The following is a 24,835-nucleotide window of genomic DNA, read 5'->3' as shown; positions in this document are numbered from 1 at the left end:
ACCCGATGACACAAGATAAAGACTCTCAACCGATGACTTTTCAAGATTTAATCTTAACTTTGCAAAATTATTGGGCCGATAAAGGCTGCGTTGTATTGCAGCCCTACGACATGGAAGTCGGTGCAGGTACTTTTCATACCGCGACGTTTTTGCGCTCGTTAGGTCCTGAGCGTTGGAATGCAGCGTATGTACAGCCATCACGTCGTCCTACTGACGGGCGCTATGGTGATAACCCGAACCGCCTACAGCATTATTATCAGTTCCAAGTTGTACTAAAGCCAAATCCACCTAATATCCAAGAGTTGTATTTGGACTCACTACGAGCCATCGGTATTGATCCATTGGTGCATGATGTGCGCTTTGTAGAAGACAACTGGGAGTCGCCAACGCTTGGTGCGTGGGGACTTGGTTGGGAGATCTGGTTAAACGGTATGGAAGTCACGCAGTTCACGTACTTCCAGCAAGTCGGCGGTATTGAATGTTTCCCAGTCACTGGCGAAATCACTTATGGACTTGAGCGTTTGGCCATGTATGTACAAGGCGTTGATAGCGTTTATGATTTGGTCTGGGCAGATGGTGAATTTGGTCGTGTCACGTATGGCGATGTCTTTCATCAAAACGAAGTCGAGCAGTCTACCTACAATTTTGAGCACGCTGATGTGCCGATGATGGGCGAGATGTTTGATTTTTATGAGCAACAAGCCGACAAATTGGTCGATGCAGGATTGCCATTGCCAGCTTATGAGATGGTATTAAAGGCATCACATGCGTTTAACTTGCTTGATGCACGTGGCGCGATTTCAGTGACTGAGCGTCAGCGTTTTATCCTACGTGTGCGTACGCTTGCTCGTAAAGTTGCCTTTGGTTATGTCGAAGCTCGTGCCAAATTGGGCTTCCCGTTGGCTGATGAAGAGCATCGCCAAGCCGCACTTGATAAGTATTTATCAAAAGAAGACGTGGCAGCAGACAGCTTAGCAGCAGATGGCGTAGCAAAAGAAAATACTGACACTAACCAATCTACTAACGATAAATAGGAGCATCCCATGAGTACTATTCTATTTGAACTGGGGTGTGAAGAGCTACCTCCAAAGAGCCTAAAACCATTACGTGATGCGCTACAAGCCAGTGTTACTGAGCAATTAACTGCAGCAGATATTACCTTTGATAGTATCAAAGCCTTTGCTGCTCCGCGCCGTTTGGCAATTCAGATTCAAGGTATTAGCGATAAGCAGCCGGATCGTACTGAACAAAAACGCGGACCAGCGATTAAAGCGGCATTTGACGCAGAGGGTAATCCAACACGTGCGGCCATGGGTTTTGCCAAAGGTTTGGGTATTGAAGCTAGCGAGCTTACGACGATTAATACCGATAAAGGTGACTATGTTGGTTTTGAGCAAACCATCCGTGGTCAAGCGACTACTGAGCTACTGCCTGCTATTTTCCAAACCGCGCTAGATAATCTGCCGATAGCCAAACGTATGCGTTCAGGCGCTAGCCGCAACGAGTTTGTACGTCCAGTACAGTGGGCAGTATTGATGCAGGATGATACTGTCATCGATGCTACTATCCAAGGTCATCAGACTGGTACGCAAACGCGTGGTCATCGCTTCCACAGCCCTGATTACCATAACATTGCTCATGCCAATGATTATGAAGAATTACTAAGTGGTCTAAAAGTGGTGGCAGATTTTGATAAGCGTCAAATGCTGATCAAAAACCAAGTCAAAGCTTTAGCGGATGAGGTTAATTCCGATGCCATCGTACCGCAGTATTTGTTGGACGAAGTCACCGCATTGGTTGATTTCCCAATTGCGCTACGAGCAAGCTTTGAAGCGCGCTTTTTACAAGTACCGCAAGAGGCACTTATCTCGACCATGCAAGCGGATCAAAAATATTTCTGCTTAACCGATAAAACTGGCAAATTACAGCCTTACTTTATCTTTATTACCAATATTGAATCAAAAGATCCTAACCAGATTATCGAAGGTAATGAAAAAGTTGTACGTCCACGTTTGGCTGATGCAGAGTTTTTCTTCTTGCAAGATCAAAAGCAGCCATTGTTTGCGCTCACAGAAAGCCTAAAAAATCGCGTATTCCAAGACAAACTGGGTACGATTTGGGAGAAGTCTGAGCGTATTGCTAGACTGGCAGCATTCATCGCCACGTTAATGCAGCAGCAGGGTCACGATATCAATGTCGATGAAACCGTACGTGCGGGCATTTTATCTAAAGCAGATTTGGCCAGCTCGCTCGTCGGCGAATACCCTGAATTACAAGGTATCGCAGGTACGTATTATGCGCGTCTAAACGATGAGCCTGAAGCGGTTGCAGCCAGTTTAGAAGAGCAATATCTGCCGAAATTCAGTGGTGATGTGTTACCACAAACACCGATTGGTATTTGCTTAGCGTTAGCTGATCGTTTGGATACATTGGTTGGTATTTTTGCGATTGATCAAGCACCGACAGGTTCAAAGGATCCGTTTAGCTTACGTCGTTCTGCTATTGGTATCTTGCGTATTTTGATCGAAAAGCAGTTGCCGATTAATCTGGTAGCGCTCGTTGAGCAAGCGATTAAAGGCTATAGCGATGCTGAAGGTAGCAAGATTGCCAAAATGGGTGATACTTTTACCCAAGTCATGGCATTCCTAAACTCGCGCTACCGTGCGATGTATACAGAGCAGGGCGTTAGCGTCGATACGATTCAGGCAGTACAAGCGATTAACCCGCATATGCCGCTTGATTTTGATCAGCGTATCCGTGCAGTGCAAGCATTTAGCGAGCTGTCACAAGCGTCGATGTTGGCTGATTCAAACAAACGCGTTGCTAATATATTGGCCAAGTCAGAAGTAAGTGTGGCTGATACAGTCGATGAATCACTACTGTCTGAACCTGCTGAGCAAAATTTATATGCGAATGTGCAGCAAGCACAGACAGTGGTACAACCATTGCTGGAGCAAGCTGACTATACGCAAGTATTGCAAACGCTGGCTAGCTTAGATGAGCCGTTGACCCAGTTCTTTGATCAAGTAATGGTCAACAGTGAAGATGCTGCACTTAAAAACAATCGCTTGGCATTGCTAAAGCAGGTTCGCGCCTTGTTCTTGACGGTAGCTGATATCAGTGAGCTACAGCTGTAACTCTGCTAAAAGCTGATAGTTACTTTAACCTGATTATTGTTTTAACTTGACTGTTACTTTTGATAAAAAACCTGGCTTATCATGGCCAGGTTTTTTGTTATGCAGTTGACTGGTTTACTCATACAGTTATCCGTTAGATATAACCAGTCAATTAGTGCAATCAGCAATTAAACGGTAAAGGCATTGTATTATCGCTATTATTGACGGTAAAATTTATGCTATCAAAACGTCTTAAGTAATCTTATTTAGTAGATTTCATTATTTCTCACGTTTACCCGTAATCGAAGGAGCACTGCCGTGTTTGCTGTTATTATTGTCATCCTTATTATTTGGGCTTCAATGTGGGCTTTTTACAAGTTTATGTACCCGCGTGCACCTAAAAGCATGATGCCAAAAGAAGGGGATGTGATCACTCCACGTCAGTGTAATTTCTGTGGCAACAGCTTGGCTGAATATCGCGGCGTACTTGAAACCAAAACAACTACAACTATCGATGGCAACGTTGAAGCGAACCAAGAGTTATTCTTTTGCAATTATGAGCATCAGGCAGACTTTCACGCAGGCAAGACCTACACGCCTTATGCATAAATAGATAAATGATTGACCATAAAAAAGCGCCTAACTTTATTGGCTAGGCGCTTATGTGTTTAATACAGTACGATGCATCTACAGAATAGAATGAGCATCTTTCATGATTTTATTGAGCAATGCCTCGGACTGTTTGTCTTTCTGCAAGCGATCTTCGTCACTTCTTTGATTGGCATGGATTTTTTCATACAAGTTTAAGCAGCACAGTACCAGTATGCTTTCTTGACTAAGGCTTGGCGCATCTCTTTTTAGATCGAGCGCATAGTTGTTAATATACGAAACCGCTGACAGTAGCTCTTCTTGCTCATGTACTGGACAAAAGATTGGATAAGTAACCCCAGCAATTGCAATATCAACTTTCTTGATTTGTGGTTCTGGTGCTTTAGGTGTCTTGGTATTAGATTGTGCCATGGCGCTTGATATATTTGATGCTGTTGGTGTCGTTTTTTGCGCTGGTACTGGCACACTTGTTACTGGCGCACTTGGCGCTTGAGTATTTTTTGGTTGTTTTTCTATCGATTTGCTTTGGTCATCGGTCATGATAAATCCTACAATGTCTGGTCAGTGAAATGAGTGATATCAGATTTTACAAATAGCGTTATGCAGTTTTACAAGCAATATGTCTGCTATCTATTGCAAGAATGCGTTAGCCTTCTGCTTGATCGATACGGGTTAGGCGCTGTAATACGACTTGCGTACGCTCGGCTGCCAATTGGTTCTTCTTTTGTAGTTCACTGTTTTGTTGTTTGATATCGCTATACTGCTGCTTTAGCTCATTATTGTGTTGTTGCAGCTCGCTGTTTTGTTGTTGTAATTGGCTGATCTGTTTTTGCAGTTTGTCTTGTTCTTCACCGATCATATGGTGCGCTTCTGCAAGACTCTGATAGCGCTTATCGAGATCGTTCAGTTGTTTTTTTGCACCGTCACGTTCGTTATGGCTGTTGTCTAATTTGGTTTTTAGTGCGGCAAATTCTTTTGAATCAGTAACAGGATGTTGTTTTAAGCTGCTAAGTTCAGCACTGACAAGCTGATACTGTTTTTTGATGTCGAGTACCATTTTTTCTAATATTCTAAGTTGATCATACATAGTCAGTTTTTATCCTTAACAAGTAAGCGTGAATGAATTTTGTTCGCTGCATTTAATAATGCCATAGGTGACCGCATAATATCTATATCAACAAAGTAATTACAAGCATCAGGCTTTGTCTTTTCACTTTTATTTATCGATGATTTGTCTATGACATTTTATCGCGACTATTTTTATTTTATGAGCAGTAATCAATTACTAGGACATCTATTATGAATGATAATATCTCTGGCTGGAATACTTGGCTGACTGCGTTTGATGATTGGACTGACGTGTCTATCAGCGAAGTGCATGGCATGATGACAGGGCTTATGACGGCTTGTAATGCACCCGACGAAGCAACTTGGGCTAAGGTATTTGAAGAGCTTAGCTTTGCCCCGCTACCAGAACCTGCATTGACCTTGCTGACAGAAGAAGCGGAAGACATCGTGTTTCAGCTAAAAGACAAAGATGATGCCTACGCGTACATGCCGCTCATCCCAGATGATGAACATGATTTATACGAGCGCGTGATGGCGTTGAAACAGTGGGCAAACGGTTTTATGACCGGTTTTGGTATTACTGATTGTGGTTTGACCAGTGAAGAAAACGAGATGCTATCTGATTTGGCTAAGATTGGCGCAATTCGTCTCGAAGATGATGAAGATTTTGAAGGTGGCGAAGAGTCTTATCTTTACATCTATGAATTTGCTCGTATGGTACCCGTAAGCTTTGCCACGCGTAAACGCAAGGCTGTCAAAGATATCGCACTGATTGCTGGTTTGTCTATCGATGCCAAAACAACCAAAGAGCTGCAGGCAGAAGGTAAGCTACCAAAACCAATGCCGCCAGTGGTTGATGTGATGAATCATAACAATCCATCGTAAGACAGCTCTGCCACATCATAGTTCTGAAAATTGTAGTAAGGATATTTTATGATCCAAAATAACAGTAGTAATAGCGACAACGTCAGTAATAGCGATAACGTTGATAATAGCATCGATGTCCAGCTAAAAAGTGCTGAGCATCCTACTCAAAGTCTCGATTGGCTAACACGTCTCATCGCCTTTGACACGGTCAGTCGCCACTCTAATTTGGCTTTGATTAACGATGTAAAGTCGTACTGTGAGCAGTTGGGCCTTACAGTTGATTTGACCTTTAATGAAGCTAATACCAAAGCTAACTTGTTTGTGACTGTACCAGCTGGTGAAAACGCTGATATTATCAATAATGGTCTGGTCTTATCAGGCCACACTGACGTTGTGCCAGTTGATGGACAAGCGTGGTCTTCAGAGCCATTTACCGCGACGATACGTGGTGATAAGCTATATGGTCGCGGTGCGTGTGATATGAAGGGCTTTATCGCTTGTGCGCTCACGTTATTGCCGCAAGCCGTGCAGTTATCGAATAGCGGTCAGCTACGTCGTCCGTTGCATTTGGCATTGTCGTTCGATGAAGAGGTTGGTTGTTTGGGTGCGCCATTGATTTTGGCAGACCTAAAAGCACGCGGTATCACGCCTGATTACTGTATCGTTGGTGAGCCCACTAACATGGCTATGGTAGTTGCACATAAAGGCATCGCAGTTTATCGTTGCCGTGTACATGGCAAGTCGGCGCATTCGTCATTGATTGCACAAGGTGTCAATGCGATTAGCTACGCGAGCAGATTGGTTGGCTATGTAGATACGCTTGCTGAAGAGCTGAGCGCTCGTGATGATAACGATGCGTTATTTACAGTGCCTTATTCAACATTGTCAGTAGGTACCATACATGGTGGTACAGCGACTAATATCGTGCCCAATCTGTGCGAGTTCACCTTTGACTATCGTAACCTGCCGCACATGACACAAGACGATATACTAGCGCCCATTCAAGCAAAAGTCTCTGAGCTAAATGCCCAAATGCAAGCACGCGCGCCAGAGACTGGTATTGAGCTAATGCAAGAAGAAAGCGTTCCAGCCATGACAGATGATGATAGTGCTGAGTTGCAATCATTGATCGCTGCGCTGACAGGAGATGATGAGCGTCATAAAGTGGCTTATGCGACTGAAGGCGGTCAGTTTACTAATGCAGGTATCCCAACGATTATCTGTGGCCCTGGTAGTATTGAGCAGGCGCACAAAGCGGATGAGTATGTGGAGCTTAGCGAAATTGAACGCTGCGATGCGTTTTTAAAGAAGCTATTAGATAGCTGTACGACTCAGCCATCTATGCAGTCATAATTATTCAGAAGAATGCGTGTCGTTCCTTTAAGCATTTTTGCGAGACTTTTTTGACATATAGGTATAAATGACACTGTCTGAATGGCGGTGTTTATTTTTTAGTCGCATATTTAAGTCGTACAGTCTTTCGTATTAGAACCATTTACACATGACAAAGTAGGGGTGGGTTGATGTCTTGGCATCTGTTTGCAGTGTTTTTCGCAAGTACGTTTTTTATCTCAGCGACTCCTGGTCCTAATATGCTGCTAGCGTTTCAGTATGGCATGAACTATGGCGTCAAACGAACCTTATGGACGCTAGCAGGTCTGAGCCTCGGCCTGTTTGTATTACTGCTATCGACACTGCTTGGATTGGATGTAATCAGTCGCCAGTCACCGTGGCTACTGACCATTATCAAAGCCGTGGGTGCGGCATATTTAATCTATTTGGGTATCAGCTCTTGGCGCGATGCTGGCGACGGTAGCTTGATGAGCGATGCTAAAGAGTTGAGTGCCGAGGTAGCAGCAGACTATGCGGTTTCTGATGGCGCACCTAGCACACTACAGCCGCGTTCGCTATCTAGTGCTGCTACTAAAATAGCGCCGAGCAACACGACCTTGTTTCGTACTGGCGTTTGGGTATCACTATCTAATCCGAAAGCTATTTTGTTCTTTGCGGCCTTTTTCCCTAAATTTATCAATTTTAGTGTGCCACTATGGCCGCAATATGTCCTATTAACCATCGGCTTGTTTTTGAGCGAAACGATTTGGCAAATCGTATACACGCTAGGCGGCAAAAAGCTGGCAAGTTGGCTCGATGTTGGTAATCGTTTAGCATGGCTCAATCGTGGTTGTGGGGTGATATTTATAATTATCGCTGCTGCTTTATTAGCTGAAGTATTAAATAGCTTTATGGTCTAAAAATTAATGAGTTCTATATTTGAAGTAAAATTTTTAAAGCAATACGTTTAATGGAATGTAATTTATTTAAAATATTCCCTACATGCATAAAATTAATTATTGACTTTATTTTTTAAATCGTTATTATTACCAAATTGATTTATTGGCTTCTATGTAAGTGATAAGTCATTCTAATAAATCTGCTACTATTGTCTACAATAATTAGCCATAACCTATGGAGGAATCATCGTGTCCTATTTAACTATCAAGACGTTTTTAAAGATTGAATATGTAAACCACATGACAGCAATGACACCTTCGAAAAGGTTTGGCTAAATTTTTATATAAGCTATTGAGTGATATTCCATCTATCGATATCAATAAATAGCCTTCTGTATCTACTTGCGCTATCTCTTTTCTAAGTCTATTGTGCCAAATTTGCTCTGCGATCGTGCTAAGCCATATTGCGCATGCTGTTATCTGTTTGCCTAACATTTTTCTTTACCGTTATTGCTAATAAAGCGACTCAGGCTATGATTTAGCTAAAGCTTTTCTATGCGTATACTATTTACGCTGTGGCCGACGGTTCTGATCTATATTATCTTTCTTTAAAATGTCTATAATAAATTAACCATGAATTTTTATTGATTTTTTAATTAATAAGAATACGGTTTTTTATTGCCTAAATTTTTTATTTAATATTTATTTTCTTATTAAACATCGTGTTTATTTAAGACGGATAACTGTGTCTTAAAAAGATAAATAGGCAAATTAAAAAATACATGGCTTCAAAATAAAAAAATTGGAAAAAAATAAATAATGAGCATTCAATTAGTATTAAATAAAAATAGTAAACATGGCGTACCTGTCAAGATTTATACCTCGAATGTTGAGCAAGGTGCGATGCAGCAGTTACGCAATTTAGCCCAGCTAGAGTTTGTGCATTCACACATTGCAGTGATGCCCGATGTGCACGTTGGCAAAGGCGCAACAGTCGGTAGTGTGATTCCGACCAAGTCAGCCATTATTCCTGCCGCAGTTGGGGTAGACATTGGCTGCGGTATGAACGCAGTACGTTTGTCCCTGACGGCGAGCGATCTACCTGATAGCTTAAGGTCACTGCGATCGATCGTGGAGCAACAAGTGCCAGTCGGTTTCAATATGCATAAGCAAATCCAAGCCAAGAACTCAACGCTTGATCCACTAGGTAAACGCCTAAAACCGATTACTGATAAACACCCAGGTTTACTTAAAATGCTTAAAGGTTTTGAGCGTACGTGGGCAAAGCAGTTAGGTACATTGGGCGGTGGCAATCATTTCATTGAGCTGTGCTTGGATGAGAACAATGATGTCTGGGTGATGCTGCATTCTGGCAGCCGCGGCATCGGTAATTGTATCGGTCAGTACTTTATTAACCTTGCCAAAAAAGAACGTCAATCGCGTTTTGGTCATGTACCAGATCGTGATTTGTCTTACTTTGCCGAAGGGTCTGATAGCTTTGCCGATTATGTCGAAGCAGTAGGCTGGGCGCAGGATTACGCGCTTGAGAACCGCCGCGAGATGATGCGTCTCGTTATTAAGTCATTGCAGTCGCCACAAGCGGGATTGCCACGATTTCAGCTGACCAAAGAAGCCATCAATTGTCATCATAATTATGTCAATGAAGAGGTGCATTTCGGTGAGCAAGTCTATGTGACCCGTAAAGGCGCAATCAGTGCTTATGAAGGTGAGCTTGGGATTATCCCAGGATCTATGGGCACAAAGTCTTTTATCGTACGTGGTCTAGGCGCGGCAGAGTCGTTTTGTTCTTGCTCACATGGGGCAGGGCGACAAATGAGCCGTGGTAAAGCGATACGCGCGTTCACCATTGATGAGCTAAAAGCGCAGACGGATGGTGTCGAATGTCGCAAAGATAAAGGCGTCATCGATGAGATACCCGGCGCTTATAAAGACATCGATGAAGTGATGGCCAATCAAACGGATTTGGTTGAGGTGGTGCATACGCTAAAACAAGTCATGTGTATTAAAGGCTAATACCAAGCCTGCAAATCATCTTAGCATCGTCAAACTCGTTTAATGTACTGAATGTACAATTGGCACTCCTTTTCCTCGCTAAGATGATTTTCGGCGTTGGTATCTCAAGAAAATCAAAGAATAGGTAACAACATGAGTTTAAAACAAACCTTAAAAAAGGCCAAGCAGATTGAACGGCAGTTAGAACAGCAAGCGCAGTTAGAACGTCAAAATATGACAGGTGTGCAACACTCGCTAGGCACTGTCAAACCGCGTAATTATTTGGCGCTTGATCCACTATTAAGAAAAGGTGGTATTCACGAAAAAGAAGATATCGACATCGTCCGAAAAAAACGTCGTCGCGAGACCAAGCAGCAGTTACGGAAGACGGATTGGTTATCAGAATAGTGGTAGTTAACATTCATCCACAAAAAAGCCGTTCGCTATTATAAGTGAACGGCTTTTTTATTCTTACTCAAATTTATAACTTAACCATTGTTACCTTAACCACTATGCCAATACTTCGATTAGCTCACCTTTCACCATGTGCGGACTAACGAAATCAGTAATACGTACGCTCACGAGTTTACCCAATAGCTCATCCATTTTCTCAACATCATGAGGGAACATAACGGTACGGGTATTATCTGCTGTACCGATTAAGCAATCAGGATGACGGTTGGCAACTTGTTCAACCAAGACGCGTGTCGTCGTACCGACCATCTCATGGGTTTTAGCAAGTGTTGAGTCAATGATGACTTTCTGGAATTCAGCCAAGCGAGCTTTTTTAGTGGTGAAGCTTACATCATCTGGCAACTCAGCGGCTGGCGTGCCTGGGCGCTTAGAGTAGATAAAGCTGTAAGAGTGATCGAAGTTCAACTCTTTCGCCAAGTTCAAGGTATCTTGGAAGTCTTGATCAGTTTCACCAGGGAAGCCAATGATAAAGTCACTCGACAAGTGAATATCTGGACGAATGGCTTTTAGCTTATTGATCTGGTTAATATAAACGTCGATTGTATGGTTACGTTTCATCGCTGCCAAGATAGCGTTTGAGCCACTCTGAACCGGTAAATGCAAGTGCGATACTAGCTCTGGCAATTGGGCATACGCATCAATGATATCATCAGTGAACTCTAGCGGATGGCTAGTCGTATAGCGAATACGCTCGACGCCATCGACATGCGAGACATAGTGTAATAGTTCAGCGAAACGGCAAATGCTGCCATCGTCTTTTTCGCCGCGATAGCCGTTGACGTTTTGACCCAATAGGTTGATTTCACGGATACCTTGAGCAGCAAGGCTGTCAATCTCAGCCAATACGTCATCAAGTGGACGTGATAACTCTTCACCGCGGGTATAAGGCACGACGCAAAATGAGCAATATTTTGAACAGCCTTCCATGATAGAGACAAATGCTTTGTAGCCTTCTACTCTTGGCTCTGGCAAAAAGTCAAACTTCTCGATGCTAGGGAATGACACATCAATCGTACCAATACGGTTTTTAGGCGCGATTTCACGTTGCTCATTTGATTGATCGTATAGATCTGGTAGGCGATGCAAGGTTTGTGGGCCAAATACCATATCGACGTAGGGCGCACGCTTCTGAATATTATCGCCTTCTTGTGAGGCCACACAACCACCAACACCAATGACGAGGTCAGGACGTTTTTCTTTTAGTTTGCGCCAGCGGCCCAATTCCGAAAAGACTTTTTCTTGCGCTTTTTCGCGGATAGAGCAGGTGTTCATCAGTAGTACATCGGCCTCATCGATATCATGAGTCACCTCCATACCATGTGAGTCGCCTAGCACGTCTAGCATTTTGCCAGAGTCATAGACATTCATCTGACAGCCTTGGGTGGTGACAAAGACCTTTTTTGTCGCTGCTTTTTCGACGGGTGCTTGGGCTGAACTTGCTTCTTTGAGTGCAGTGACAGCACGTGCGGTGACAGTCGTCTCAGCAACAGCATCGTCATCGATGCGGGGATTGAATACAGTAACACTCATAAGGATAAGTCCATGATTGACCAAAAATATAGCGGAGTAGCCGATTAACAGGTGGCGTATTTTATCACAACCCTGTGCCAATGTGAAAAATTAGCACGAGCGATGGGGTATCAATATGATAAATAATTCATAGCAGTATCAATTATTTACTGTCGTTCATATTACTATTCATAAAAACTGCGGCTCGTTATCACTTCTATGTTACACCGTGCTGTCCTATTTATTAACAAAAGGTAAAGGAGATAGTTGAAAGCACAATGAGTATAGTATGATGATTGCTATACCCTTGGCGGTACTTAGCGAACCGTTATTCACATATTTGTAGAGATATCATAAAGAGAGTCAGTATGACAAAGTTGCGTGTTGCGCATAGCATCAAGGATGAAGAGTCTATCAGTCAAAAACACGCGTCAAAGCGAATCACAGTAGGTACGCTACGGCTGAGCGCGTTGAGCGTGGCAACAGCGGTAAGTGCACTTGGTGTGTCACAGGTCGCTTGTGCCGAGTTGACGTGGGGCGATGAGGAAAGCTACCAACAAGAAAGTAACTATCAACAAGATTATCAGCAAGACAGCAGTATTGACTCATTTATGGCAGCCGCTATCGCCGCAGATCGCGGTGATGTGAGTGCGCTCTATAACTATGAGCAAGTCATGAGTGGCGGCTTGTTTGCGATGTATCCGACCTATTGGCGTATGAATCTAGATCTCAATTCACAAAGTTCAGCAGCTGTCTCGCAGTTTGTGCGTCAGTATCCAGATACGGTTATGGCTGAGAAATTAGTGGCTGATTTTGCGGAGACCAAAGCAGGATCGAATGATTATGCCTCGGTTAGACAGGTAGCCAATTTAATTACCAATGCCGATGCCAGTGAGCGCTGTGCGGTTGCGCTTGGGTTTAATAATGGCGGTGACACCATGCGTGCTATGGCAGCCAAATCTGATGTGTGGCTAACCACTAAAAAGCAACCAGCATTGTGCGATCAGTTAGCGATGGAGATGAACAACAACGCGCTGATTAGTAATCAAGATCGTGCGGCTCGTCTCAAGCGTATGCTACGTAAAGGTAAGACCGGTGATATTATGGCATTGTCCTCACGCCTTGGTACGCCAATTGCTTATTCGGCGCTTAGTGAAATTCAGCTTAATCCGTCTTCTTTCTTTAGCCGTTTTGGTCGTGAGCCTGCTAGCCAAACCAATCAATACCTATATATGTATGCAATCGGCCGTATGGCTGACAAGTCTTATCGTGAGGCGGCGCTACAGTTAGACTTTGATATCAAGCAGGACAATCAGCGCGCGGTCAGATTGTTGAATGATGAGACACGACGCTATGCTTATCGTACGCTTGGGGTACAGCGTATGAATCACAACACTGACGACGGCTTTAACGCTGAAGCAGTCGATTGGTTCCGCAACAGTTTGGACAATGACTTTAATTTTGAAGAAGCTGAAGATTATGCTATGGCAGCGATTCGCTTCGGTCGTTGGGATGATGTGGTAGAAGCTATCTCAAAAATGGATGGCGAAACGCAAAAAGAAGCCCAGTGGCAGTATTGGCTAGCTCGTGCGTATGAGCAGTCAAGCGATAGTAGTAAGCGCAATACGTCCAAAAAAATGTATCAGAACTTAGCAAAAAGTAATGACTACTATGGCCTGATGGCAAAAGACAAAATAGGGCAGCGTTTCGATGCTAGCCGTTTAGGCGGTAGTAATTTGCCTAATGTCAGTACCGCTGATCGCGCGCGCGTCATGCAAGATGCCAACTTTGCCCGTGCGTTTGCGTTATATAACTCTGAAGCTAGTCGTGCTTATGCCAACCGCGAGTGGAACTGGGCAGTGAAGCAAGCTCGTGATAATCGTGATGACAATTTAATTATTGCCGCTGCTCGTCAAGCCTATGATATGGGCTGGCTCGATCGAGCGATTTATGCCGTTGATAATACTGATAGAGTGGATAGCTTAGCACTTTCGCATCCGATGCCGCATCAAAGTGCAGTCGTACGTTATAGTGAGTCAGCGGGTATTGATCCAGCATGGGCATACGGTATTATGCGTCAAGAAAGCCGTTTCGTATCTTCTGCGCGCTCAAACGTGGGCGCGAGCGGACTGATGCAGGTCATGCCTGATACCGCAAAATATATCGCTCGTAACCTAGGCGAAACTTATAGTGCGAGCCGTGCTAACAGCGGTGATACCAATATCCGCTATGGTACATGGTATATGGGTGATATCTTGGGTAAGCTAAACTATCAGCCAGTATTGGCAACCGCAGGTTATAACGCTGGTCCCAATAACGCCAAACGCTGGCAGCCAGTTTATGGCTCACTCGCTGCAGATCAATATGTAGAGTCGATTGCATTCCCTGAGACACGCAACTATGTCAAACACGTAATGGAAAACGCCACTATCTATAGTAGTCTGTTGGGTCGTGGTCAGCCGATTACTCAGCGTATGGGTACGGTGCCAGCTGGCTTTTAATCACTGAACTTGCACTTGATAAACCACTAATGATTTATTGTTAGTGGTTTATTTTTATCTGCTGATTTGCTTTGCTAATTGTCAATTGATCAACTCTGACTTGCCCAAGCAGCACTCATTTGGCTAAGATAAGTTTCATATTCTTTATCCTTCAATACTTTATCAACATTTATCGAGCATCCTGACGATGTCGTCAACGTTTACGTTTTTGCTATAGATTAAAAAAAACGTTTTGTTACCATTGCCTTAATGGGAAACCCTATTTTTCAGTCTTGTTCTTAGGTCAATGCGTGTTTTATGTATCGCGTCTAATGATTTAAGTTATAGCCTATGTCTTATCATTGCTAACTAACTGCCCTCAGTCCTATGATCAAAAAATATTTTAGTCTGTCTACGTCGCCAAAAACCAAATATTCGTTATCTAATCGGATATGCTTTTTATCGAAGGCAAATACAAAGACAGATACAAATCTGAGCAACAAGGTTGCTAATTCTATGATGCGATTGCGTGCAGAGTTGGCTAGCAAACACCGTGTAGGTAGTATTAAAGCGACGATGAGCTTCGGCGCTTTACTGCTTATACAAGGCGTTATACTGCTACCAGCACAGGCGGCTAGCACGGTTAAGACTGGTCAGCGCGTATTGATGATTGAGATGACTCCAGCATTATGTAATATGCAGCCAACGCGGGCACGTATGCGTCAGTGTTTAGAAGGGTATTCGTTAACCGTATCTGGACTGGATATGGGATATGGCGAGCGCTGCGGTCGTGGTAGTGAGCCACGTCTCACACCGCTACAACTAAAAGTCGTCAACCGCATCATGCCTGACACAACGGTACGTAGCCAAACGTGGCAACGCTATGGAGCCTGTAGTCCGCTTAGCGCCAGCAGTTACTTCCGCCAGATTACTAACTATGCAGGTGGATTAAAATTACCGAACGAGTTAAATACGGGTAATAGTTATACCGTTTCCAAATCACGATTTATCAGTCAAATGACCCGTCTCAATAGTGGCATGTCTTCAAATAGTGTGGACCTCATTTGTCAAGAAGGTAGCCGTCGCCAATCGATACTCACTGATATACATGTGTGTTATGAGGGTAGTGATTTTGGGACTTGTCATGACGTTGTAGACAGCTGTGGCAGTAAATTTATCATTTCAGGTGGACGATAACCTTTACTTAGTTATCTGCTCAAACTTCTTTTTTGATACCATTTTTCATTTCACTTAATCGAATTTAATGGTGCGAATCGCCTATTTTGACCATTGTATCTACGTATAGCACAGTGAAAATATGCTTTAGTTATCATGTACTGAAACCCTCTAGCGCTTTATTCGTAAGCGCTTAGCCTCTACAAGAGTCCTCTCGTATAAAATGTAACAATATAATCCCTGACGGGTCTATGACTGTATCTAGACGGTCACTGCGATGAAGTGCTACACTAGCTCTCGGTTTATACATGCTGCTATGCGGCAAACAAGTCGATATCTAAAATGATAATCGTTCATTAGAATTATCTAATAATTAATTAGGGAGTATTCAATGTCAATGAAACAGCCTTTACGTGTTGCCGTCACTGGTGCCGCTGGTAATATCAGCTACGCGATGCTATTTCGTATTGCATCTGGCGAGATGCTAGGTAAAGATCAGCCAGTTATTTTGCAATTACTTGAAATTACGCCAGCTCTTGACGCCCTAAAGGGTGTGGTCATGGAACTAGAAGACTGTGCATTCCCATTGTTGGCTGGTATCGTCCAAACTGACGATGCTAATGTCGCATTCAAAGATATCGATTATGCTTTACTGGTTGGTGCACGTCCTCGTGGCCCAGGTATGGAGCGTAAAGATTTGCTAGAAGCCAATGCTGCGATTTTCTCAGCACAAGGTAAAGCATTGAACGAAGTCGCTAGCCGTGATGTAAAAGTATTGGTAGTCGGTAACCCTGCCAACACGAACGCACTTATCGCTCAGCGCAATGCACCAGATCTTGATCCACGCAACTTCACTGCAATGACTCGTCTAGACCACAACCGTGCTATGGCGCAGTTGGCTGGCAAGACTGACAGCACTGTAAATGACGTGAAAAAAATGATCATCTGGGGCAACCACTCGTCAACTCAATACCCAGATCTAACTGCTTGTACGGTAAACGGTAAGCCTGCTCTAGATTTAGTTGATCGTGACTGGTACGAAGCGACTTATATCCCAGAAGTACAACAGCGCGGTGCTGCGATCATTAAAGCTCGCGGTGCATCATCTGCCGCTTCTGCTGCCAACGCTGCTATCGCACACATGCGTACGTGGGCACTAGGTACTGATGAGAACGATTGGGTATCTATGGGCGTTTACTCAAACGGCGAATACGGTATTGCTGAAGGTTTGATCTACTCATTCCCATGCACATGCACTAACGGCGACTGGTCTATCGTAGACGGCGTTGACGTATCATCAGATTTCTCGAAAGAGAAAATGGCTGCCACTGAGCAAGAGCTTAGTGAAGAGCGTGATGCAGTAGCACACTTACTACCGTAAATATAAGCTGCTATCCAGTAAGCTATGATTTAAGTAGTAAAGATAAGTAGTACAAAAAAGCCCTCTTAAATGTGAGGGCTTTTTTATGTCTATAAGAAATAGGCAGATGAAATCAACTTAATCAATATTTTAAACTGATAAGAGCAATTTACCGTTAATACAATTGATAACGTTAGATAAACGTTGATTAACAGCTATTAAAATAAAGCTTGCTACAATGAATATGTCAATTTGAATAATAAGTACATTAAACAATAAGTACGATCCTATTCGTACCATTTAAGGAGAAATTTATGTTGGGTGAACCAGAATATAGTATGAATGAGTTATTTGCTCAGTTAGGTCTAGACAGCTCTGATGAAGCAATTGATAATTTTATTGCAGCAAACCAATTGGCTAGCGAAGAAAAACTGACAGAGGCTAGCATTTGGACGGACAATCAGCGTATGTTCCTGCAGGAAGAGTGGCAAAAAGATGCAGCATGGGTAGAAACCATCGATGAGCTAAATGTCCGTTTGCATCCTGACGCATAAATATTTATAGACATATATAAAAACCCCGCGATAGTCTTAACATCGCGGGGTTTTTTATGTCTGGAGTAACACTAAACCTTAAATTTGCTTTTCGCGCCACTCAAGTAGATCTGCAACGTCTTGATGAATACCCGCTTTTAGTGCTTCTAGTCCATCATAGCGACGCTCACCATGCAAAAAGTGTAGGAAACGTACGTGTAAGTTCAGTCCATATAGATCAGCTTGCAACTGTGGAAAGTGGACCTCTAGTCGCCAGTCATCACCTTTATCAACAGAAGGTCTTTTGCCAATATTAGCCGTGCCAAACAAACTATGCGGACGCAAACCGGCCACACCTGTATGACCATCGGTGGCAAGCGTAGTCAAACCATCAGCGATCACATTACCATTGTCATCTAAGCTCACCACATCGACTGCAAAAATACCATGTAGGGCAGGCTTTATTCGTTGCAAATCGATATTTGCGGTAGGGAAGTCTATTGTTCGACCTATCTGGTCGCCGCGCACAACCACTCCCGTAATTGCATAGTCACGACCAAGTAACCTGTTGGCTGCTTGAAGATCACCTGCCAATAGTAAGTCACGAACACGAGTAGAGCTGATACGGGCAGCGTCGTTATCGGTCGTATCAACACTGTCGCTATCAGTACTATCGTTATTAGTATTGCTATCAGTGACCGTATGCAGATTGGTCACATCCAAGCCATAACCACGCAAAAACTGACTGTCGCCAGTACGGTCATGGCCGAAGCGGAAGTCATCACCTAGCACCAATGCTTTGACGTTCAAACGCTTGGCTAATATATCGGCAAATGTTTGTGCTGATAGCGAGCGAAATTCTGTATCAAAACCTGCTACGATCAACGTCTCAACGCCATATTCTGCTAGCAGAGCTTGCTTCTCTGCCAGATTGGTCAAACGTGCAGGCGCTTTGGCAGGTGCAAAAAACTCACGTGGCTGCGGCTCAAATATCATGACCGCTGCACCCAAATCTTGGGTATGCGCAATTTCACGAACTTGGGCTAGCATGGCTTGGTGACCAAGATGCACACCGTCGAAATTGCCGATAGTGAGCACGCAAGATGCCAACTCTACTGGGACAGTGTCCGTAGATGAAGTGTGTGGCGACGAAATCAGTTGCTCAAGAAAATAGGTTTTCATAAGTTTTCAGCTATGATGAGACCAAATAAAAAACGAAAAAACACATCTATGCTTAAAATTGATGTGTCTAAAACCAGCCATTATAAAGTAAAATAGCCACACTAACATCCTATAGTCTACGTGTAATGCAAGTATGGCGCATAGGGTGGCTATTCTTTATTGCCAATGATGCTAATACCAAACCTAACAACAATCTCGACAACGATGGAGATCTTATGTCTGCTGCTGCCTTAAATACGATACCAACCGAACTATCGACATATCAGCTCACCGATCAGTTCGTTGTGCAGCGTGCAAATAAAGAAGATTTAGCAGAAGTCTTAGCCATTTATAATCAAAGCATACCGGGCAAACAAGCAACAGCTAATCTTGCATTGGTTACGCTAGAGGAGCGTGCTGCTTGGTTTGAGGAACATTTGGATAGTGCAACCAGACCGATATATGTGGTCAAGGCATTACCATCAAATAATATAGATCAAACCAAGGCGCCGATAGTCGCATGGGGCAGCTTTAGCGATTTGTACGCACGTACGGCCTATCACATCAGTACCGAGATTAGCATCTATCTAAATCAAGATTATCAGGGCAAAGGGTTAGGCAGTTTGCTGACCCGTTGGATGTTGACGCAAGCACCAAGCCTAGGTATTCGAAATGTCATTGCCCTTGTCTTTGCTCATAACCATCCAAGCTTAGGGTTATTCCGTAAGCTTGGCTTTGAACAATGGGGCTATATGCCCGAAGTCTGCGATATGGAAGGGTTTATCGCTGATGTTGTGATGCTTGGCAAAGCAGTGACATCAGACGATATTTTAGATAAAGCGCCTGAAACAATTTAGCTTAAAACGCTCTAACCTAAAATCTTCCATTGACCTTCTATCTTCTGTAGCTGGTAGGTCAGTGGTGCAGGTTCGCTCTGTCTTTTTAGCATCAGCTCGCCAGTGATGGTGGCACGAGTTTTATCATCATTATATTTGGTATCAGTAATCGTAACGCCATCCACCGTTTGCTGAAACGCAGACTGGGTGTTGGCAAGCTCTTCTTCAAAGTCTGCCATATCAACTTGGTAATATGACGCCGCATCCTTCACGTCACCATAATATAAGCTGTTTAGGGCTTGCTTGACAGTATCCTCTGGCGTACCGGCTTGAGTCGGATTGGTCACTAGGCTTTTTTGTTCGGCCGCATCAGTGACTGGATTAATATTATCACTATCAATCGCTGTCTTGTCTTCAGCACTATCTGTAATTTCGCCTGTTTCGCTAGCACTGTCATCGGTCATCGCTTGGTCAGTCGTATCATTGTCTAATGTGACGTCTTCTGAGGTATCCACGGTCGCTGCCACATCTTCATTATCGGTAGCAGTTTCAGCCGACTCATTATTGCTACAGCCGCTAATAAGTAATCCAGTGCTTAGTACACCAGTTGCTAGCAAAATTGGTAAGCGCTGGAAGATTGGCTGTTTCGTTGTCATATCAAACCTCAAATGTCATTTATTCATTAGTGATCTATTATGACAATTATCAGCAGCGAGCATTGTCATTTCTCATAACAGGCTTGTTTTGGTTTCGTAAGCCTGTCATAAGTTTGCTTATACTTTATCCTAACCGTGCTTTAGCTGACGCGGACGGAAACCAGTCGCTAGCAATACCACACCGTAAACCAGCGCTCCGACGGCACACATAATGATCAGTGCGACGATACGTTGCCACTGAGCCTGATCGGTGGGGAAGTAAGGTAGCATAAAATACAGCACACCAATCATAGAGCCAGTCGAAATAGCAAACTGCGTAAACAGCTTTTTCCAATGCGGACCGAAACGGAAAATATCACGCTTGTGTAAGAAGTAATATAGCAAGCCTGCGTTTACAAAAGCAGCGCCAGTCGTAGCTAATGCCAGACCACCATGTAGCGGTATCTCTAAGAAATAGAATATCCCGATAAAAATAACACTAAAGATCATATTGGCGATGACAGAGATGATGCCGATTTTTACAGGGGTTCTAGTGTCTTGACGCGCAAAGAATGCTGGGGCAAATATCTTGATGAGCATAAATCCTAGAATACCACCTGCCATACTACGTAAGGCCAGTGAGCTCATCTGAGCATCACGTAAGGTAAACTCACCACGTAAAAATAGTGCTTGCATCAATACATCTGCCAGTACAAATAAGGCAGCTGAGGCAGGCACACCGACTAAGATGATAAGACGTGCTGCCCAGTCGATGGTTTTTTTGAAACTGACGTCGTCTTTTTGAGCTTCACTTTTTGATAGGCTTGGTAATATGACGGTACCAATCGCCACACCAATCAGACCCAACGGTAGCTCGCTCATACGTTCAGCTGCATAGAGCCAAGAGACGGAACCGCCAATCATTAACGAGGCAAAGATAGTGTTCAATAGTAAATTAATCTGAGTAACAGAAACACCAAAGATAGCAGGTAACATCAGTTTCAAAATTCGACGAACGCCTTCGTGCTGAAAATCAATCTTTGGTGCGACAAGCAGCTTTTGTTGCCAGAGCTGCGGCAGTTGAATCAAAAACTGTAGCAAACCTGCGATAGCAACGGCATAGCCAAGCGCCATGATGGGCGTATCAAACATCGGCGCAAAAATCAGCGCACCACCAATCATACACAGGTTCAATAACACGGGCGCAAAGGCGGGTGCGGCAAAACGACCGTAGCTTTGCAGAATACCACTCGCAAAGGCTGTCATAGAGATGAATAGCAAATACGGAAAGGTAAGACGTAGCAACTCGGCAGTGATGGCAAACTTATTGGGTTGATCGGCAAACCCAGGTGCAAACAACGTCACTACCCAGGGTGCGATTAAGATAACCACCACTGTCAGCATCGATAGCACTAGCAATAATGCACCCGAGGTACGACTGACCAAAATCTGCACTTGTTGCAAGCTGTACTTTTCTTTGTATTCGGACAGTACCGGCACGAAAGCTTGGCTAAACGCACCTTCTGCAAACAGTCGTCGTAAGAAGTTTGGGATTTTGAAGGCGACCAAAAAGGCATCCATCAAACCACCTGCACCAAAAACCCCTAGCAATACAACATCACGTACCAAACCTAAAATACGCGATAACATGGTCATGCTGCTGACCACCATGGTTGAACGAAATAACCGACTTTTTGCCATGAGAACCTATCTTGCTAAGTTGTATATTGAGTTATGTGCTAATGTGATATGGATAAAAAACTGACGAATTATATCACTTTCACAATTGAGATAAATGGATTGAGTGTGGAAATCACTTCTGCGACGGTACATCGTTTTTCGTTGCATCAGCAACTAACTGGCGCAACCTTGCCCATTCAAAATAATCACCAGGGTCAGTCTTACGCCCAGGCGCGATATCGCTATGGCCTGTTAAGTGGCGACGTGTTTTGGGATAGGCCTTATAGATGGCGGCAATTACGTCGGCTAGCTTCTCATATTGAGCAGAGGTGAAGGACACAAAATCCGACCCTTCAAGCTCGATGCCAATGCTATAATCATTACATTCAGGTCGACCCAAGTAGCTAGACCGCCCAGCATGCCACGCCCGTTCGTTGAAATTGACAAACTGAGTGATAACGCCATCACGTTCGATAAATAAATGCGCTGATACTTCTGCACCTTTGATTGTTTGAAAATAAGGATGAGCATCCCAGTCTAGTTGATTGGTAAATAATGCTTTTACATAATGCATGCCACTAGCGTCGCAGGCACCAAATTCATTCGGTGGTAGACTAATATTGTGCACGACGATGGCGTCAATACTTAAACCTTTTGGCCTTACATTGTAATTGGGTGAAGCCAACCAAGTAGCTGTTGATAGTAGTCCATCTTTGATGGTCATTGGCGACGCAGATGATGAGTTTGGCAATGATGCAGACATAATGCTCTCTTTTTATACTAATATTGATAATGGTGTAATAAACAATCTATCTAAATAGTTAAATGATAGTGGGCGATGTGTTTGATTTTTTGACCCAGCAACTTTAATAACGCTGATAGCGTATGAACAATAACGCGCGAGATTTTACCTCATGTCTATAAAACTGACGTCCATACCTATCGATTGTACGCTAACGACCATTGGCCTGCGAGCACGTCTGCCATTGGCTATAGCAGGGTTGCTACTCTCAGCTCAAACACAGGCATTTCTACCAACGCCGCTGTCTGTCCTTGAATCAGATGCATTGTCACCTGACGCATCTAGCTTAGCACCTACTAGCACAGCACCTACTTATTCTAATTCAGATGCATTATCTGAGTCGGGTAGCATCAGTAGTGCTGAATCTAACATTCAAAAGAGTATTTTACCTGAATCAAGCTTAGCGACAGAACAGCTGCTATCGACATGGCGTCAGCAAGTAAAAACAGACAAGTTGGCACAGCATACAACATGGCGACGCTTGTTGTATTTTTACGATGATAAAAACAGTGTATTGGGTAAAAAGAAAACCGAGAGTTTGGTTGATGATCCGAGCTTTTTTTTAAGTAAAAATGGTCAACGAGATTCAGGTGCAGAGTTGGATGCGATGCTCGTAGCACTTGCACAAGAGTTGGTGTCATCATCAGCGACTGATAACGACCAAGCCAAAACTGATGCCAATAATAATTCTGTCTTATGTCGTTTTCCAGCACGAGTAGCATGGTTGGCAGAGATGTTAGCGATCGATACTGCAAGTCTATCTGCTGATTGTCCAGAATTGGATGAATGGATGTCGACATTAGCGCCTGAGCAGCTATCTATCATGTTTGCGCAGGAGTACTTGGACAATCCGCTCTCTGCATTTGCTCATACGCTGTTACGCATTGACTCAAAAGCGAGTATCGCCGATCCAAACCAAATCGATAAGGCTTATGCGCTGAATTATACGGTAGACGGTGATCCAAACGACAGTTTCCCGATCTATGCTACTAAGTCAATGATTGGTAGCTACAACAGCGCTATCGAAATCGACCCATATCCAGAAATGCTAGCGAAATACCTGCAAGATGATGAACGTGATACGTGGACATATCAGTTGAGTCTGACGCCCGCGGAAGTTCAGCAGATTATGCGCCACGTTTGGGAAACCAAAGCATTAAAAATGCCGTATTACTTTACCACGGACAATTGTGCTTCTGAGATTCTGCGTCTTATTGATGTGGTCCGTCCGCAGCAAAACTTACTAAGCCAGTTGTCTTATGCTGTCGTGCCTTCTGACGTGATTCAGCTATTAAATGATGAGCAGTTGCTGGCAAGTACCACTTATACGCCTGCTGATAATACCTTACGTCAAGCTCAGCTCAATGAGGAAAAACAACAGCACGCGCAGTTGGGCTATCATAATAGCGCCAAACAAACCGTGAATGAGATCAAGTCTGCGCAGCTTAACCCTGTATCGAGCATGTCAGCTGGGGGGCAAATACTGCTCAAGCGTCAAATCGACGTATCGGATAATAATCCGATAGACAGGCATCCGCTACAGTTGGGCACGATAGGTATAGGTCAGCGTGGCGACAATGGCTATATGGATATTGGGTTTCGAGCGGGGTTTCATGATACGCTTGACCACGCCTCAGGGTATCCACAGTTTTTTAATTTAGAAGGGCTGGCTGCGACATTACGACTGTATGATACAGATGATAATAACCCCAATCAGCCAGATAGTGTGACCTTGCAAAATGTCACTTTGATTCGAGGCCGCTCTTTTAATCCAGTAAATGCAGCCAAAAAAGGCAATACTTGGGGCGCCAGTATTGAAGCGACGCGAGTAAACGATGGATCGCAAGAGGCAGGTACGGATCATTTGGTTGGTAGTGTGGGTTACGAGAAAGGCTGGTCATGGGCATTTGGTACGCCAGCCGCAGGTACGGGTGAGATGCCGCCGCAACTGTGCTATACCTTTTTGACAGGTACAGGGCAAGCGGGGCGAGGTATCAATAAAGGCTTTCGTCTAGGCGCAGGTATCAATGCAGGCTGCCGTTATCAGATTAACAATCAGTTACGCGCGCAAGCTGAATTGCAATTGCCATATTGGTATCATGGCAGCAGCGATGAATCCAACGTCCGTGGTCACTATTGGCAACCAATCTCAAGCTTAGGACTGCAATATGACATTGATAAAAAACAAGCACTACGTATTAATGCCAATTACGAATGGCAAGAACGTATCGATGCCAATGATGATATACAGCTATCGTACAGACGGTATTTTTAGGTACTGATTT

At 43.8% G+C, this 24,835-nt stretch carries 21 protein-coding genes; 14 read left to right on the top strand and 7 right to left on the bottom strand.

The features are described from left to right. The first annotated feature begins 32 nt into the window (after nucleotides 1-32). From glyQ to AK824_RS10900, 3 genes are all read left to right on the top strand, one after another. The gene (glyQ, locus tag AK824_RS10910) at nucleotides 33-1,034 is read left to right on the top strand and encodes a glycine--tRNA ligase subunit alpha (protein ID WP_197411849.1); all 1,002 of its coding nucleotides are present in this window, start codon (nucleotides 33-35) and stop codon (nucleotides 1,032-1,034) included. Between the two features lie 9 nt (nucleotides 1,035-1,043). Continuing rightward, nucleotides 1,044-3,137 (top strand): glycine--tRNA ligase subunit beta, encoded by a 2,094-nt coding sequence (gene glyS / locus AK824_RS10905; protein ID WP_057761483.1) that lies wholly within the window; start codon nucleotides 1,044-1,046, stop codon nucleotides 3,135-3,137. A gap of 297 nt (nucleotides 3,138-3,434) precedes the next feature. Further along, entirely contained in the window at nucleotides 3,435-3,725 is a 291-nt protein-coding gene (locus AK824_RS10900; RefSeq protein ID WP_227511166.1) for a hypothetical protein, read from the top strand. Between the two features lie 78 nt (nucleotides 3,726-3,803). On the opposite strand, the gene AK824_RS10895 is transcribed toward AK824_RS10900, so the two are convergent. Together AK824_RS10895 and AK824_RS10890 are read right to left on the bottom strand one after the other, a co-directional pair. Continuing rightward, the gene (locus AK824_RS10895) at nucleotides 3,804-4,265 is read right to left on the bottom strand and encodes a cell division protein ZapA (protein WP_057761481.1); all 462 of its coding nucleotides are present in this window, start codon (nucleotides 4,263-4,265) and stop codon (nucleotides 3,804-3,806) included. Between the two features lie 106 nt (nucleotides 4,266-4,371). Beyond that, a complete protein-coding gene (locus AK824_RS10890) occupies nucleotides 4,372-4,812 on the bottom strand; it encodes a hypothetical protein (RefSeq protein ID WP_057761479.1) in 441 nt (146 codons plus the stop codon). A 212-nt stretch (nucleotides 4,813-5,024) separates the two neighbouring features. Between AK824_RS10890 and AK824_RS10885 the strand changes: the two genes are divergently transcribed. The 5 genes from AK824_RS10885 to AK824_RS10865 all read left to right on the top strand — a co-directional run bounded on the left by AK824_RS10885 (nucleotide 5,025) and on the right by AK824_RS10865 (nucleotide 10,312). After that, nucleotides 5,025-5,678 carry a UPF0149 family protein gene (locus AK824_RS10885; RefSeq protein WP_057761477.1) on the top strand — a complete coding sequence of 218 codons (654 nt, stop codon included), beginning with the start codon at nucleotides 5,025-5,027 and terminating at the stop codon, nucleotides 5,676-5,678. Nucleotides 5,679-5,726: 48 nt separating this feature from the next. Beyond that, nucleotides 5,727-7,013, top strand: coding sequence for an acetylornithine deacetylase (argE, locus tag AK824_RS10880; RefSeq protein WP_082624640.1), 1,287 nt, complete (start codon nucleotides 5,727-5,729; stop codon nucleotides 7,011-7,013). 170 nt (nucleotides 7,014-7,183) lie between these two features. Next, complete coding sequence (locus tag AK824_RS10875; RefSeq protein WP_057761475.1) at nucleotides 7,184-7,912, top strand: LysE family translocator; 729 nt, start codon at nucleotides 7,184-7,186, stop codon at nucleotides 7,910-7,912. Nucleotides 7,913-8,710: 798 nt separating this feature from the next. Further along, the gene (locus AK824_RS10870) at nucleotides 8,711-9,925 is read left to right on the top strand and encodes an RtcB family protein (RefSeq protein WP_057761473.1); all 1,215 of its coding nucleotides are present in this window, start codon (nucleotides 8,711-8,713) and stop codon (nucleotides 9,923-9,925) included. A 132-nt stretch (nucleotides 9,926-10,057) separates the two neighbouring features. Beyond that, on the top strand, nucleotides 10,058-10,312 hold the full coding sequence (locus tag AK824_RS10865) for a hypothetical protein (RefSeq protein WP_057761470.1): 255 nt from the start codon (nucleotides 10,058-10,060) through the stop codon (nucleotides 10,310-10,312). Between the two features lie 102 nt (nucleotides 10,313-10,414). Here the strand turns inward: AK824_RS10865 and miaB are convergent, their stop codons facing one another. After that, nucleotides 10,415-11,908, bottom strand: coding sequence for a tRNA (N6-isopentenyl adenosine(37)-C2)-methylthiotransferase MiaB (gene miaB / locus AK824_RS10860; RefSeq protein ID WP_057761467.1), 1,494 nt, complete (start codon nucleotides 11,906-11,908; stop codon nucleotides 10,415-10,417). A 347-nt stretch (nucleotides 11,909-12,255) separates the two neighbouring features. On the opposite strand from miaB, the gene AK824_RS10855 reads away from it, so the two are divergent. The 4 genes from AK824_RS10855 to AK824_RS10840 all read left to right on the top strand — a co-directional run bounded on the left by AK824_RS10855 (nucleotide 12,256) and on the right by AK824_RS10840 (nucleotide 17,457). Further along, nucleotides 12,256-14,388, top strand: coding sequence for a lytic transglycosylase domain-containing protein (locus AK824_RS10855; protein ID WP_057761464.1), 2,133 nt, complete (start codon nucleotides 12,256-12,258; stop codon nucleotides 14,386-14,388). Nucleotides 14,389-14,883: 495 nt separating this feature from the next. Continuing rightward, on the top strand, nucleotides 14,884-15,564 hold the full coding sequence (locus AK824_RS10850) for a T2 family ribonuclease (protein WP_227511165.1): 681 nt from the start codon (nucleotides 14,884-14,886) through the stop codon (nucleotides 15,562-15,564). Nucleotides 15,565-15,940: 376 nt separating this feature from the next. Next, nucleotides 15,941-16,924: a malate dehydrogenase gene (locus AK824_RS10845; RefSeq protein WP_057762621.1), complete on the top strand. Its 984-nt coding sequence runs from the start codon at nucleotides 15,941-15,943 to the stop codon at nucleotides 16,922-16,924. 293 nt (nucleotides 16,925-17,217) lie between these two features. Beyond that, nucleotides 17,218-17,457: a DUF2789 domain-containing protein gene (locus AK824_RS10840; RefSeq protein ID WP_057761462.1), complete on the top strand. Its 240-nt coding sequence runs from the start codon at nucleotides 17,218-17,220 to the stop codon at nucleotides 17,455-17,457. 78 nt (nucleotides 17,458-17,535) lie between these two features. Here the strand turns inward: AK824_RS10840 and ribF are convergent, their stop codons facing one another. Beyond that, entirely contained in the window at nucleotides 17,536-18,618 is a 1,083-nt protein-coding gene (gene ribF, locus AK824_RS10835; RefSeq protein WP_057761460.1) for a riboflavin biosynthesis protein RibF, read from the bottom strand. 215 nt (nucleotides 18,619-18,833) lie between these two features. On the opposite strand from ribF, the gene AK824_RS10830 reads away from it, so the two are divergent. Next, nucleotides 18,834-19,454, top strand: a complete 621-nt coding sequence (locus AK824_RS10830) for a GNAT family N-acetyltransferase (protein ID WP_057762618.1) — start codon at nucleotides 18,834-18,836, stop codon at nucleotides 19,452-19,454. 11 nt (nucleotides 19,455-19,465) lie between these two features. Here the strand turns inward: AK824_RS10830 and AK824_RS10825 are convergent, their stop codons facing one another. The 3 genes from AK824_RS10825 to ampD all read right to left on the bottom strand — a co-directional run bounded on the left by AK824_RS10825 (nucleotide 19,466) and on the right by ampD (nucleotide 22,511). After that, the gene (locus tag AK824_RS10825; protein WP_057761458.1) at nucleotides 19,466-20,089 is read right to left on the bottom strand and encodes a nuclear transport factor 2 family protein; all 624 of its coding nucleotides are present in this window, start codon (nucleotides 20,087-20,089) and stop codon (nucleotides 19,466-19,468) included. 129 nt (nucleotides 20,090-20,218) lie between these two features. Beyond that, nucleotides 20,219-21,769, bottom strand: coding sequence for a murein biosynthesis integral membrane protein MurJ (gene murJ / locus AK824_RS10820; RefSeq protein ID WP_057761456.1), 1,551 nt, complete (start codon nucleotides 21,767-21,769; stop codon nucleotides 20,219-20,221). Between the two features lie 112 nt (nucleotides 21,770-21,881). Continuing rightward, on the bottom strand, nucleotides 21,882-22,511 hold the full coding sequence (ampD, locus tag AK824_RS10815) for a 1,6-anhydro-N-acetylmuramyl-L-alanine amidase AmpD (RefSeq protein ID WP_057761454.1): 630 nt from the start codon (nucleotides 22,509-22,511) through the stop codon (nucleotides 21,882-21,884). A gap of 151 nt (nucleotides 22,512-22,662) precedes the next feature. Here ampD and AK824_RS10810 point away from each other — a divergent pair, with 151 nt between their 5' ends. Further along, on the top strand, nucleotides 22,663-24,825 hold the full coding sequence (locus AK824_RS10810; RefSeq protein ID WP_057761452.1) for an Lnb N-terminal periplasmic domain-containing protein: 2,163 nt from the start codon (nucleotides 22,663-22,665) through the stop codon (nucleotides 24,823-24,825). The last annotated feature ends 10 nt before the right edge of the window (nucleotides 24,826-24,835 follow it).

Source organism: Psychrobacter sp. P11G3 (assembly GCF_001435845.1).
In the GTDB taxonomy this organism is placed as follows: Bacteria; Pseudomonadota; Gammaproteobacteria; order Pseudomonadales; family Moraxellaceae; genus Psychrobacter.
Note: the sequence above shows the minus strand (reverse complement) of the source record. Positions and strands in the feature narration are given on the sequence as shown.